Source organism: Enterococcus sp. 7F3_DIV0205 (genome assembly GCF_002141365.2).
In the GTDB taxonomy this organism is placed as follows: domain Bacteria; phylum Bacillota; class Bacilli; order Lactobacillales; family Enterococcaceae; genus Enterococcus_L; species Enterococcus_L palustris.
The window spans coordinates 2,837,139-2,851,748 of record NZ_CP147244.1 but is presented as its reverse complement, the minus strand read 5'-3'; the positions used below and the strand labels follow the sequence as shown (position 1 = coordinate 2,851,748).

12 protein-coding genes are annotated in these 14,610 nt (G+C 36.5%); all 12 read right to left on the bottom strand.

The genetic code is table 11. The annotated features are described in order from the left end of the window. Nucleotides 1–29: 29 nt before the first annotated feature. On the bottom strand, nt 30–1,100 hold the full coding sequence (locus A5821_RS13365; RefSeq protein WP_086315244.1) for a DUF916 and DUF3324 domain-containing protein: 1,071 nt from the start codon (nt 1,098–1,100) through the stop codon (nt 30–32). Between the two features lie 119 nt (nt 1,101–1,219). Beyond that, nucleotides 1,220–2,008, bottom strand: a complete 789-nt coding sequence (locus A5821_RS13360) for a WxL domain-containing protein (RefSeq protein ID WP_086315243.1) — start codon at nt 2,006–2,008, stop codon at nt 1,220–1,222. 30 nt (nt 2,009–2,038) lie between these two features. Continuing rightward, nucleotides 2,039–2,842, bottom strand: coding sequence for a WxL domain-containing protein (locus A5821_RS13355; RefSeq protein ID WP_086315242.1), 804 nt, complete (start codon nt 2,840–2,842; stop codon nt 2,039–2,041). 4 nt (nt 2,843–2,846) lie between these two features. Further along, nucleotides 2,847–3,191, bottom strand: a complete 345-nt coding sequence (locus tag A5821_RS13350) for an LPXTG cell wall anchor domain-containing protein (protein WP_086315241.1) — start codon at nt 3,189–3,191, stop codon at nt 2,847–2,849. Nucleotides 3,192–3,211: 20 nt separating this feature from the next. Further along, nucleotides 3,212–6,715, bottom strand: coding sequence for an isopeptide-forming domain-containing fimbrial protein (locus A5821_RS13345; RefSeq protein ID WP_086315240.1), 3,504 nt, complete (start codon nt 6,713–6,715; stop codon nt 3,212–3,214). A gap of 200 nt (nt 6,716–6,915) precedes the next feature. Further along, nucleotides 6,916–7,635, bottom strand: a complete 720-nt coding sequence (locus tag A5821_RS13340; protein WP_086315239.1) for a DNA-binding response regulator — start codon at nt 7,633–7,635, stop codon at nt 6,916–6,918. A 343-nt stretch (nt 7,636–7,978) separates the two neighbouring features. Beyond that, the gene (locus A5821_RS13335; protein WP_086315238.1) at nt 7,979–9,079 is read right to left on the bottom strand and encodes a tyrosine-type recombinase/integrase; all 1,101 of its coding nucleotides are present in this window, start codon (nt 9,077–9,079) and stop codon (nt 7,979–7,981) included. 503 nt (nt 9,080–9,582) lie between these two features. Next, nucleotides 9,583–10,500 carry a helix-turn-helix transcriptional regulator gene (locus A5821_RS13330; RefSeq protein WP_086315237.1) on the bottom strand — a complete coding sequence of 306 codons (918 nt, stop codon included), beginning with the start codon at nt 10,498–10,500 and terminating at the stop codon, nt 9,583–9,585. 235 nt (nt 10,501–10,735) lie between these two features. After that, the gene (locus A5821_RS13325) at nt 10,736–11,230 is read right to left on the bottom strand and encodes a DUF1456 family protein (RefSeq protein ID WP_086315236.1); all 495 of its coding nucleotides are present in this window, start codon (nt 11,228–11,230) and stop codon (nt 10,736–10,738) included. A 107-nt stretch (nt 11,231–11,337) separates the two neighbouring features. After that, on the bottom strand, nt 11,338–11,712 hold the full coding sequence (locus A5821_RS13320) for a VOC family protein (RefSeq protein WP_086315235.1): 375 nt from the start codon (nt 11,710–11,712) through the stop codon (nt 11,338–11,340). A 144-nt stretch (nt 11,713–11,856) separates the two neighbouring features. Beyond that, nucleotides 11,857–13,488, bottom strand: a complete 1,632-nt coding sequence (locus A5821_RS13315; protein ID WP_086315234.1) for a peptide ABC transporter substrate-binding protein — start codon at nt 13,486–13,488, stop codon at nt 11,857–11,859. A gap of 32 nt (nt 13,489–13,520) precedes the next feature. After that, a complete protein-coding gene (locus A5821_RS13310; RefSeq protein WP_086315233.1) occupies nt 13,521–14,597 on the bottom strand; it encodes a M42 family metallopeptidase in 1,077 nt (358 codons plus the stop codon). Nucleotides 14,598–14,610 lie beyond the last annotated feature (13 nt).

Sequence of the window (14,610 nt, the reverse complement as noted above, 5' to 3'; positions counted from 1 at the left end):
TCTATTCCCCTTTCAAATAAAAGAACAAATTAGCGTTTCTTCTTTTTCAATTGTTTTTTCTTTTTCTTGTTATTGTTCCCAATAGCTCTTACAACGAAAAAGACAATCAATGCAACGACCACAACTCCACCAACGATCATTGCAATCAGACGCCAGTTGATCCCGCGTTCTTGCGTCAGTGAGACATCTTGCGAATTAAATTTATCCGCTTCTTCGTCCGTAATCGAGAATTTTTCTGTCCATTCCCATTTCTTGTCACCAGCAGTGACTAAAATATGTGCCGTATATTCACCTGGTTCCATTCGATCTCCATTCATCTCGACAGGAAAATCAATCATTGTGTTTGGAGCCATTCTCATACCAGCTTTTTTAGTATCATAAAGGACTTCTTTGGAATCTCCCTTCATGATTTGAGCATCGACTGTCATATCCTCTAAGTATTCTGCTTCAACATTAGAGAAATTCAAAAAGACAGCATTTCGATAATTTGTTAGACCTGCATAAGCTTTATTGAAGGCTAGATCTGGTTCCACCTTTGTATCTGTTTCATTTAAAATCATTCCAACAAGAAAGGCGTATTCATTAGTAATACCAGCTTTTTTCTCTTCTTTTTTTTCTTCTTTGGTAATTTGTTTCATCTGAATCCCACCGGAAATACTGCCATCAAAGCTAGATTCAGGCATGGTAATTTCTAAATCTAAAGGTACCATTGATTTAGCGGGGATCTTCACTTCTTTCGGTCCTTTAACAACATCCACAAAATTATATTTAAGAGATTTATCATCTTCAATTGTTGTAGGTCCATATTCAATAACACCATTCCCATTGGTCTTAGCACCATTAAGAGAAACACCAATCACCATTTCATGTTCTGTTCCGTTAGATAGTTCAATTTGAACCGTTTGTTTTTGCCCAGGAGACATTTTCAAATCAAAATAACCAACAGTACTTTTTTGATTCTCCGGTTTGACGACTTTGTAATTAAACCCGACACCAAAATCTGCTTGAGTTCCGCCTTCCGCATAAGAAACTTGACTAAAACAGGTACCACAAGCTATGTACAAAAATAATGCCAAATAAAATAAATATTTTCTCTTCATATTCTTTCAATTACCTTTCTTATTTAACGATTAAACAAGGTCACCGACTCTTTGAGCCGGTGAGCTTGCCTTATAAATCAAATCTCTTCACCATGATCGGAAGAATAGTCGATTATTTTTTAGTTTACTTCAGCCAATGTCCAAGTTACTGTTGCATTGTATTTAGCTGTACGTACATCTGTATCTGCATCAAATTCTAATTTAATTGCATCGCCAGCAGTACCTTCTTTTTGACTACCGAAAGTTAATTGGTGAGTTCCTTTACCTTTGACTTTACCATCGGCAGCAGCCACATCATTTACTAAAAATTCTTTAGAACCGCCACCAAATGAAATTGCTGAGGTTTCAGAACCATTTTCACCAAATTTAGGAGTCACTGGTTTTAAAGCAGGCGCAATATCAGTGATCAAACGCATTTTGTTATAAGTTAATGTAGAGCCTTTTAATTCAACAGCATCTTCGCCAGCGATTTCTGCTGTGAAGTTTTTCGTTAATTCTGCGCTTAATTTAAAGCTGTGGTTCGCAATTGAACGATCGTCTTTAAATTGTACTAGGTTTTCAATCGGATGTTGATCTGCGTTCCCTTTATTTGCAGTTGCAGGTTTAGCCCAATATTCAAATTTTTCTTTACCACCAGCTGGAATATCAAGTGCTGCATGTTTGTCAAAGTCAAGTGGTGAAACAGTCATGATTCCGAACTCACCTGGATCTGTTACAGTCCAGTCAGTGATTTCAGAACTTCCAGTTGGGTCAGTTACTGTTGTATTCTCAGTTGTATTTCTTGTAAACTCGATATCAGCCGAACCATTGACTGGTACGTTATCCGCTTTCGTTGCATTTGGAAGTGCTACCGCTGTTCCTACTGCTGCTAATAATACAGCGCCGCATAATTTGTGTGTTAATTTCATTTGTATTTCCTCCTAGGTTTTGTGTTTTATTTATGGCAACTCGGCAATAGTCCAAGTTAACACCGTTGAATATTCTACCAGGTCTTTTTTCGTTGCCCCTGGTATACTTAATTGGATGGCACTATTCTCATACACTTGTTTATTGTCAAATGCTGGATCTAGTACCGGTTGTTCTTTTAATAAGCGCGGACTTAATGTTCCTGGTTGTCCGTTTTTATTTTCTTTTGATGCACCAAAAGAGATACTCCAAATCCCGCGACCTTTGCCTGGCTTAGCCTCAGCTAAATTATAGGTTTCACCAACATTGCTCAATCGAATAATCTCTTTTGAAACAGTTGGTGCCTCACTTAAATCCCTTGTAGCGTTTACCCAAGATTTATCAAAGGAGATCACTGCACCATTCAATTGAGAGTTTTGAGCTTTATCGTTTTTAAACTGCGTCTCTTGCCTAACTTGTAGTGTCCAGCCTTGAGCGCCGGGTCTAAAATCAGAAACTTGTACAAAATTTCCTCTAGGACCTGTTTGATCTTTAAATAATTGGGCATTCACAGGATAGGTTTGATCTTTGTCCGACAGTAGATATTTACTGAAATTCAGCTGTGGAACAAAATCAATTCTAAGATCTCCTGTTGTGCTTGGTGTCGGCCCTGGGTCAACAATTGTAGTTGGATTTTCTGGATCACGAAGTCCAATTTCTTGCTCTGGCTGTGTGAGTCCAATCGTGGCATTTCCATCTTGACTGTCATCAGCATGTACTTGCTGAACATCGGCTAAAAACACTATGCTTGCCGAAAGAAGAAGTAAGGGAATTGAACAAGTTATTTTCTTTTTCATCGCCTTATCTCTCCTTTCCTTTTTCAGCATTTTCTTTTTTACGTTTCCATATGAAATAAATGACCACAATCACAACTACTGCTACACCGCTGATGGATAAACTTCTCGCCACCAATTCTCCAGTCGAAGGGTATCTTCCTTTTGGTTTAGGTGAAGGCTTTTCTTTTGGTTCTTCTGTTGTTGACGGTGTTGTAGTCGGCGTTGTCTCGTCTTCATAAAATCCGACGCCGCCTGTTGTTTGAACAGCACCGCCATTACCTCCGCCCTCAGCTTTTGCACTAAGAGGCGTAATTGCAAAGAATGATACTAATACAATGGAGGTCAAAACGTAGTACTTCAAATTTTTCATACCGATTCATTCCTCCATTACTATTTTGTATCTGCTAAGGTAAACTCAATTGTCGCACTATATTTTCCAAGCTTATCTACAGCTCCTGGCGGTAAAATAATTCTAAAACCGTCACCTTTTGACCATTCTTCTTGACTAATATCATAGTTACCAGCACTAGTATGTGTGTGTGTAACGATTGGTCGAGTCGTACCAGTTATTTCATTGATGACTTCTTTACCATCTTCTTTGCCTTTGTAGTAGATAGCGTTTTTCAAAACAGTTTTACCGTCTACATGAGTTAATGGTTTAAGCAATTGAGCAGATAGCGTCCAACTCTTGAACTTCCCACGGTTATCAGCAACCACTAATGGATCACCAACGATAGTCGGATTAACTGCTTCAGTATTTTCCTTCAAACTTTCTACCTTCTGTCCAAAATCTAGTGATTTTGGAGCAGATACAAACGTTAGAACACCATGTGGCGGCCCACCTGGTAACCCTATTTCAAGGGACCATTTTTCAATTTGCACATGTGATGCTGAAGGGTTCGTTGGTCCTGGTACAAAAGGTTCTTCTTGTGGTGAATCTCCTAGTGCACGCGCTTTATTCAGGACCTCAGTACCTTCTTCGGTCACAGCACTTTGTTCCACAGTCACCTCAAAAGTTGCCTTAACGCTCTTATTAGCAGCTATATCACCAGCAAAAATTGTTAATGTTCTTGTTGCAATTTCGTAACTATATTTATCTTTACCAACCGTCACTCCATCGATCGTTACCTTGCTTTTATCTGGATCAAAATTCAATCCTTCTGGTAAAATATCGATTAGTTTCACATTTTTCCAGCTGTAAGAATCAGCTTTTTTATTTGCTGCTTCTAAAGTATATGTCACAATATCTCCAACTGAAGTTGTATCCCCACCGCTTGAAACAGCTGTTTTGGTCATAGTCGGATTATCTGGGATCACGTCGGCAACAAAGTATTTCTCAACACCTTTAAAAACAGCATCATGGTACGTCAACTCTTTATACGGATTGATATTACCATCTGCAGTATTTGTTACTGGTGGTTTAATCAAACCAATTTGATCGTAAATTTCAGGCTTAGTGCCTGCCTCCGAAATAATTTGAGCCGCTTGATGCTGCTTTTCACCATCTGCAAGATAAACACTTAATTCTTTTGTTTTCTCCACATAATTAGGTAAGTTAAACGTCCAAGAACCATCAGATTTAACAGTTGAAGTTCCTAGTAAAGTCCCTGTGTCTTTATCGCCAGTATCGTAATAAACGTTAACCGTAGCACCAGCCTCAGCACCAGTTCCTGAAAGAACTTTGGTTGCGTTGTTCAGCTTGATATCGGTTAATTTTTTTGGTGTTGGCGGAGTTACATCAAGAACTGTTCGTTCAGGAGCCGTTAAGTCTTTTGCCTCACTTGTGTGGACATAGTTAGTCCCTTCTTTATCTAGAGGTCCTCTCCATGCACTAGCAACTTTAACTTTTTGATCTTTTACTAAGAATTTGTCATCAGGAACAGCAAGTTTGAACATACCACTTCTGGTATCGTCACCATAAACAGAAACACTACCACTTCCTGGACTATCTTCTATTATTTCTGCTATACCTTGATATATCTCGCCTGAATCGTCACTCACAGATACTCTAGTATGAACTTCACCAACATAGGCGTCACGAGGTTCATCATGTTTTCCTTCTGGAATAACTGCATGCCCCCAGATAAACTTATCTGCATCAGTTGGTACTCTCAATTCATCAATAATAGCTGCTTGATTATTGGCAGTTAATCTTGTATATGCAGGCATTCCACCATCTTGGGCAAAACCTGTTATCACGTCCTGACTACTTGTAGGACTAACTGTGCCAAAATTTGTTCCAGTCAATTCAAAGTCCACTAATGGAAAACTGCGTATTGGACTACTCTCTAAATTCATTCCCCTTTTCCACACAGACAATTCTGAATTTTTACTACTGAAGCTAGAGGCTGCTCTTGTAACATCAAAAACGAGTCCGCCACCAGTACGAACATTAGAAAAATCAAAATATTTTACACTATCCATTTTCATACTTACTTCTCGTCCATTGAAAATCCCATTATTTGCAGAATTAGTATTGCCTCGGGATACAAAATAAGTTTCAGGTCCTGCGTAAATATTAATATCTCGACTACCAGAATCGATTGAAGCCCCAAATTTGGCATCCAATGCAATATTTGAATCTGCTCCTTCTACAGTAAAACTGTTTGGTGGAAGTGATGCGACCCCACCTGTGAAGTAAATCGCCTGATTCCCTCCACTGACTCCAGGTGCACGAGGAGTACCATCGCCGTAGTTGGTAATCATAAAGTCTGAACCACCACTTATGTTTACTTTATTATTCCCTCCGTACATTCGAATTCCGGGTGCTCTCCCACTCTTCTTCAATATATTTATTTTAGAATTTCCAGATACATTGAAGGTCATATCACCTGCTTCTCGAAATCGCAAAGCTGCTCCTAAATTGTAGCCATGATCACCATCCATAACTATACTCAATTCTGAACTGTCAGACACATTAAAGCTTCCGCCTTTACTTTGAAGCACGATTGCTGAAGTTTGTGTACCATGAGCAGTCATTTTTGCTCCATTGGTGAGGTTTAAAGTAGACTCATCTGCAACTAAAACGAGAATGCCGCCATAATCTACTTCCTGTCGTCCATCGCCTTTAATATCTAGTTCGGTTCCTTTTCCATCAACGAAAAAGTCTAATTGCTGACGCATATCCCAAGCTTGTCCTCTTGTATTAGAAGTCTGACCTTTCATACTATGAGTCCGTACTTTTGATTCACTATTAATAAGCACTTTACCGCCAACATTAAGTCTATTGTCATTTCCATAAAATTTTTCTGCATCTGAGCTGATAACAGACTTATTGGTGATTGTTAAATTTTTAGACATAACAGCTGGATTGGCAGATGTTGAGTCATATGAGAGATTGGCATTGTCAAAAATAACATTCCAACCATGTAAAACGGCAATTTGAGCCGCATTGCCAGCAGTTGACTTAATTGTTCCACTTAGAGTCAACAAACCCGTTCCCTGCATCAATTTCCCCGTTGTTCCAGTAAACTCAACGTCTCTAATAGTTACATCCGCTGTATCAGATGAATTCATATAATACGTTCTCATATCTAACTTATTATTATTTCCATTGATTGTGACCTTTCTTGCAATCGGCGGGTTAGAGGTAGCTACTAAATTAGAAACGATATTGATTTCATCACTATTTCCTTGTAACGCCGCTACAAATTCAGTCCACGAGCTAACATCTTGACTGACTCTTGACAAGTTATTCCTTGTCAGAACTGAGTCAGGAGACGCATCAGTTGAATTGGAATCTGAAGTAGTTATGATCTTTTCATTAATAACAGGACTTGATGATGTACTCCCTTTTTCTTCAGCAGATATATCGCTTATGACGTTTAGTCTTACAGCTAAAATTACTCCAAAAAGAAATAATACAGCTAAAAAAAGCTTCTTTTTATTTCTCATTTATATCCTCCTTTCCTCAAAATTAAGCGTGTCAAGAAAAGTTTGCCAAACTCCAGACACATATATTTCAATTTTTTCTCATAGATTTTATTTACTCATTCAATGAGCTATCTATAGAAAAAATAGAAATCAACTATTGATAATAATTTTTTGAGAATGCTTTTACATTTCATTCTCCCCACTTAAACATATCTTTTTAATTAAGCATTCAGCATATACCCTTTAGAGCGAACCGTTTTGATATACTCATTTGTACTACCATCATCCTCAATTTTTCTCCGTAGATGATAGATAATATTGGCTACGCGGTACTGTTTATCTTCAGTTTCGTTGTTCCAAACATTTTTATAAATTTCTTCATATGTTAATGCCTGTCCTGCATGATTACTTAGTAATTCGATTGTTCGAAATTCAAGTTTTGTCAAACTTACTTCCTGATTTCCATTTAACAAAACACTAAAGTTAGAATGAATGAGTTCAACTTTATTTTTTGGCTCATTGACTTCTTGCAGTGCTTTATCCTCATAACTACTAAGCCTTTTTTGATTTCGGTTAGAATAACGATTCAAATTACCATGTATAAATAAAGACAATTCATCTGAATCAACAGAAGCATTGATGATCCCATCTGCACCTAATTTCATATAAACGATTCTCGTAGACTTATCTGTATTCTCAGATAATATCCATAGTAAAGCCGATGTTTGTTCACGAATCTTTATGATTGATTCACAAATTACTCCTATTTGATTTACATTTTCTGCTTCTTCAATAATCAATGCGTCAAATTCATCTCTTTCAATATCCCATTCTTGATTTTCTTCCAGATAACGGACATTGCATCTTGTTTCTTTCAAAGTTTCTATGTATGTGTTGTTATCCGATTTTGTATTTGTCGAAATAATTCCAATATTGTACATGTCCTTTCTCTCCTTCGTATCCTATGTTTTATTAATTTTTTCCTATTCTAGTCATTATATTTGCAGTATTTTAAAATAGTTTTTATACTAGTTAAAATTAGGAATTCGACTACTAAAATCCATTCTTGTTTTTTAGTAAAACAAGAAAAACAAAGTAGCCTGCTTATTTTACAGTGCCTAGACACCTCATTGACGGCGCAGTTCGACGGCGGAAAAAATAAAAAAAAGCTGCCCTGATCAAATAGAAAAGAGCCGCTTTTAAAATGATAAAAAACGTTCGTTATAAAAAAATAAAAAAAAACCTCTCCTTATATCGAATGAAATTAAAAATCAATAAGAATTATTATATTAATGCTAATTTATCTATTGCTAATCGCTGTTCTTCTAAGAATGAGTTTGTATACGTATCCAAAGTCATTTTGATTGATGAATGTCCTAATAAAGAGCTGATTGCAGCGATATTAACTCCTAACTCAACACAACGAGTGGCAAAAGTATGACGTAGGGCATGAAAAGAGACATAATTTAACCCGAGCTTTCTCTTAATTCTCTCAAAGCGGTAGCTGACTGTTCTAGGTTCAACTGGTTGTTCAGCGTTCGTTATTACATAACTAGAGGTTGCTTGTTTTTTCCATTTCAGTAGGGCTTTTTTAATCTTTGCAGAAAGTGGAATAACTCGATTAGCGTTAATAGTCTTTGGTTTTGTTTCAACGATTTTCGTCCGTTGACCTGTTGAATTAGGCAAAGTAATTCGTTGCTTGGTTCGTTGAACTCTTAAAACAGATGAATCAAAATCAATATCTTCCCATTTTAATGCGCAAATTTCACCAATACGCATCCCCGTTTCCAAAGCTAATAAAATAGGTAACCCTTTCACTGTCTTCATACTTTCAGCTTCCACTGCTTTTTGTTGTATACGCGTCAATGCTCTAACTTTCTTTTTATCAATTTTTGGTAGAATCGTCCGTTCACAAGGATTTAAATAGATATATCCGCGCTCTTTAGCTGCTTCTAAACAGCTTTTTACAATTCGAAAAATAATATGAATAGAACTTGCTGCTAAATTTTCAGATAATCGTTTTACTAACTTATTAATATCAGTAGCAGTAATTTTTTTCAGAGAGCGCCGTTCTAAACTAGGGAAAACATATAATTGGAGCTTGTTGCTGTAACTAGCATGAGTACTTTCTTTTAAGGTAGGCGCCATGATATCTGTTAGCCAGATATTCGCCCAATCTCCAAAGGTTCCATAAAATTCTTTGATTGCTCCTGTATAAATGCTTGTTTTTTGTCCTTTTTTTTCAATTAATTGTTCTTTAACTGCTCGATATGAACGGGCGTAAATATAACCATAATGAATACTTCCATCTATTTTTCTTGCTTTGGGGTATCTACCTTCCCAACGTCCATCTTTTCGTTTATAAATATTCTCACCTTTAGCCAAAATAATCAAATCCTTCCTATATTATTGACGGCGAATATGACGGCGTTCAAAAACAACCGAACTGTCACTCAATCACTAACTTCATCTCAATTAAGTAAACTATTTCTTCAAAATTCTCATTTTTTTTAGTTTTTACCTTAAAAATTGAAAATTTTTATCGTTTTTTTCTTGTTTTTACTATTGATTTATCTTTTATAAACCCATAGAATAAATAGAGATATAGAATCATTAAGAATTCACCTACAAACATTTCTTGTTTTACTAAAAAACAAGAAATGTTTTTTATATCAATAACATATTTATAACTACTGAAATTTTATCAGTTTTATATTATTTTTGATACATAACTAGATAATCACTCCGATATATTCCATTAAAAAAACTTTTATGCCGACTATAAACTATTTATTGATTCCATTTCTCTTTAGCCATTAAGAATTTTTTCAAAAAAAGGACCCTTTATAATTGTTAGTTTTCCGCTAACAATTATAAAGGGTCCTTTTTTAGTAGGTTCCATTTAATTTTATGATTTCTTGCTTATGTAACTCTTTTAATTTATCTGGTGCTATCACTTTCACACCATTGCCAAACATCATTAAAAAAGGCAAAATCGTTTTTTGCTGATTAGAATAAATTGTAACATCAACATGTGTGTCAGTCACTTGGATTTCATTTTCAGTATAGTAATCATAAAGTTTCCCTAAATCCTCCTTCCTAAATCGTAATTGAATCACCTCACCTTTCGGTTCAATGAGCCTTTGATTGGAGTATTTAGACCATTCAAATGTGGATTGTTGTATCGTGAGATCACGTATTCTGGTAATTTTGAAATAACGAAATGAAGATCGCTTCTCACAAAAAGAATAGATATACCAGCTACCATTCATCAGCATCATTTCATATGGATGAATCATTCGCTTGGTATGTTCACCTTTGTTGTCTACATAGTCGATTAATAATTTTTTGTTGTTTTTCAAGGCAAGATTAATGTGATTGATTTTCCCCTTAGTTTCTGCTTCTATTTCAGGTCGATGCATCGTTGGTGATTCAAATGAAAAATGAGTTTTTACTTGTTTTTCTTTGTTCTCTTTTCCTTGCATTAATTCAATTTTTTCTTTGATGGTATTTTGTTGATCAGCTATCCCAAACAACCCTTCTTTGATGTTGAGAGCAGTGAGAATAGCTTGCTTTTCTGCGCCACTATAAGTATGTGTTCGCAATTTGAAAGAACTGATTAAGGAAAAACCGCCATTACGACCTGAATGAGAAATAATTGGAAAGCCAGCTAATTCAATTGTTTCGATATCACGAAAAATCGTTCTTTTAGTCACTTCAAATCGTTGGGCTAATTGAGCAGTTGAAACAATTTCATTATCTAGAAGCAGAACAATGATAGCGAGTATTCGTTCGATTTTTTTCATACGTATCCCCCGTGCAATTATTTCTATATGTTTATCAACAATAAAAAAAGTGGTCAAGGCATAACTCTATGAGTCACATCCCAGCCACAAGGAATCCGAATAAATGGTGGTAGCAGAAGTAACTACTACATTACACTTCGATTACATTGTTGTAAATCACGAAAATTCTATGCTAGACAGTACAAGGTGTCTGGACGACACCTTGCTTCCCTTAACTTCTCAGTACTATAAAAAACTAATCTCGATATCTAATTGCCAATCCTTTTAGGAAATTTCTTGCATAGCGATCGCCACATTCTTTGTAGTTTCGGTGACCTTCTTTTCTTAAAATGGCACTTAATTCACTATCTGAAGCGTAAACGCCCGCAAGTCTTAACACATCCAACATGTCATCACTTGTTAGGGTTAAAGCAATTTTTACTTTTTTTAGCAATACATTATTGACATTGCTTTGGCTAGTAATCAAAAATGTCGGCTTAGGCGTTACACCATTTTTCACAGGTGGTTTTCCTCTTTTATACGTAATCAAACCATTTAAAAAAGCTTCTAATGTACGATTATCGCAAACCGCATCCCGTGGTAGTTCATCTTCTTCATTTTGTTTTGTTAATAATACTCGTAACTCATCTCTTGTAATCTCTAAGTCGCCTAATTTAAATATTTTGATCATATCTGTATCTTTAATATCCAACGCATAGCGTAAGCGAATCAGTATATCATTATTATTCATCTTTCTCCTCCAGAAAACATATCATCATTTCTTTAGTATAAAGCTTTCTTTCTGAGAATGCATCAATTTGTTGTGATTTACTAGAATATTTAAACGGTGAGCTTCACTTAAGCGCCATGGTAAACCGCTTCAATATTGTACCCATCTGGATCAAGAATAAAGGCCGCATAATAATGAGCACCGTAATCTGGTCTAATTCCAGGTTTACCGTTGTCCGTTCCGCCAGCTTTTAGTGCAGCATTGTAGAAAGCTTCTACTTCTTCTTTTGATGCAGCACTGAAAGCAAAATGAATCAGTTGCGGCTCTCCTTCATTTATCCAAAAACTCCCAGCAGGATCTCCACTGATGATTTCCTTAGGGCCAAAGCTAACAGTAGTACCAAAGTCTAACTTCATTTCACTTCCTAATGGTGCTAAAACTTCTGTATAGAACTGTTTACTTCTTTCCATATCCCTTACATTTACTGAAAAATGATCCATCATACTTCTTCACCTTACCTTTTTTTAGTTTTACTTTCTATAACTAATATACAAACGTACGTTCCCTTTGTCAATACGAACATAAAAAAAATGTTGAAAAGTAGCATTTTGCTCACTTCTCAACATTTCTCTATTTTTTATAGCTATTTATTTTACTGACACATTCTTATAGTAAGGAGCGCCAATTGCGCGGTAAACTAACCCTTCTACACGATCATTCACTAAGAATGCTTCTGACGCTTGGTACAATGGTGTCACTGGTGAGTTATCCATCAATACTTTTTGTGCGTCTAATAATGTATTCCAACGTTTTTCGTTTTCAGTCGCATACGTTGTTGCAGATTCTGTTAATAATTTATCGAATTCTTCATTGCTGAATTTACCGTAATTTTGTTCTCCACCTGTTCTAAACAGTTGTAAGAAGTCATATGGATCAGCATACGTTGCTGCCCAACCAGCTAAAACAACGTCAAAATCACCTTTGCTCATTTGATCTAAACGGTTTTTAAATGGTACGCTTGAAATCGTTACTTTTAAGCCACTTAAATTTTCTGTCAACAGACCTTGAACATACTCAGATAACTTCTTCGCTGAATCGGTATCCGATGTTAACAACGTAATTGATGCTGAATCAACACCTAATTCTTTCTTGGCATCTTCCCAGAGTTTTTTTCCACCTTCGATATCAGTCTTCATCAAAACGCCTGCTTCTTCAGCGAAATCTTTCCCAGTTTCTTGGTTCGCAATTCCTTTAGGTACAAATGCTTCAATTGCCATTGAGCCATCTTTTAGGATATTTTTAGCGATTTGATCTGAATTGATCAATTTTGTGATTGCATTTCTTGCATTTTTATTCGCAAAGACTTTATTTTCCGTGTTGTATTGTAAATAAGATGTTGATGGATAAATACGCGTTACTAGTTCTGGATTTTCTTTTTCTTGATCGACATATTCACCTTTGATTGGCGCAATATCTGTTTCGCCAGCCTTAAACAAGTTGACATTTGTGCCGATTTCCTTACTTACTTGAACATTGACCTCGTCCAATTTAACTTTGTCGGCCGCTCTATATTTATCATTCTTCAAATAATTCCATGTGATGCTAGTTCCATCCCAATCAGCAAGAGTAAAGGGACCATTATAGATCATGTTATCACTGTTTGTACCATAATCTTTGCCTTTTTCTTCAACAAATTTTTCATTCAATGGATAGAATGTTGGTTTTGCTAAAAGAGAAGATAAATATGGAATCGGGTATTCTAAATTGATTTCTAAAGTATGTTCATCCACTGCTTTGACGCCTAGATCAGCCGCTGGTTTTTCCCCTTTAGAAATAGCTTTGTAGTTTTCAAACCCATCAAACAAATACGCATATTCTGAACCCGTTTTTGGATCTACTGTACGTTTCCATGAATAAACAAAATCATTTGCCGTTACTGGATCCCCATTGCTCCATTTGGCATCATCACGTAATTCGATTGTGTATTTTTTCCCATCATTCGTTGGTGCAACAACTTCTTTGGCAATCGCAGGTGCGGAAGTACTGTCATCCGCAAACTCATATAAGCCTTCCATTACTTGGCTGATTGCTGAGAAACTAACCACATCTGTTGCTTGTGAGATATCCATTGTCGGCAATTCTGCACTTTCCAATACTTTTAAAACTTGTTTTTTATCGCCAGTTGCTTCTTCTTTTTTACTTCCTGTACTACATGCAGCCAAAGATACAACTAATGCACTTGCAGCGATTGTCGTTAACGCCCACTTTTTCATGTTCATTTTTGCGATTCCCCCAATTTCTTTTTTTATTATTAAAACCTTTCGATTGCAGCTTCCGTTAAATCATTAACGATAGCAACAGCTAATTGCCGTGCAGCTTGATAGTCCTCATAAGCAACATAACCATAATGGGTATGTGCATAACGAACTGGCACGCCAATCACAATGGCAGGTACCCCTTTGTTCGTCAAGTTAATGATTGCGCCATTAGTTCCCCCGCCTTTTCTAACAGAACTTTGCATCGGTAACCCATATTTTTCGGCAGTTTCTTTAGCAAAACGTTGAAAGCGAGGATTAGTAATCATTGAAACATCAAAATTTCTCAGCATTGGTCCTCGTTTTAATCCTGACTGGATCATATATTCTTCTGAAAATGTATCATCCGCTGGACAGCCTTCAAACACAATTGCCAAATCTGGTTTAACGTTATTCATGGCCACTGTCGCGCCTCGCTCACCGACTTCTTCTTGAGCTGTCATTGTACCGATTAAATTGAATTCTGTCTCTTTTTCAGCCAATTCTTTGAGCGTTTCAAGTAAACATGCGCAGCCAATACGGCAGTCAAATGCTTTGCCCAACATCACGTCTGTTGCTTCTAGATACTCAAACGAAACATCTGGAATGACTGGGTCACCGATGGCAATATTTAATTTATCAATTACTTCTTCAGCACTCGTACACCCCACATCAATTACCATATCATCAATGGTTTGAACTTCTTTACGTTCGGCATCTGTCATAAAGTGTGGTGGTTTACTTGCAATGATCCCTGGAACTTCTTCACCCGTTTCAGTTTTGATACGTACACGATGAGCTGGAATTGTATTGGGTACCCAACCGCCCAACGGTAAAAAACGCAACGTTCCGTTTGGTTTGATTGCTTGAACGATAAAACCCACTTCATCACTGTGTGCATCAAATAAAATCGTTGGCTGCTCCGCTTTATGCTCGCCAACTTTCATATAAACATTACGAATATGGTCTTCCGTAACCTGAGCAAATGGTGCTGAAAATTCTTTGGCTATCGCCACAACATCGTCTTCAAAACCAGAAACACCAGATGCATTAGATAAACGTTCAATTAAATGTAAAGATTCTTTTTTGGTCATACCTATGATTGCC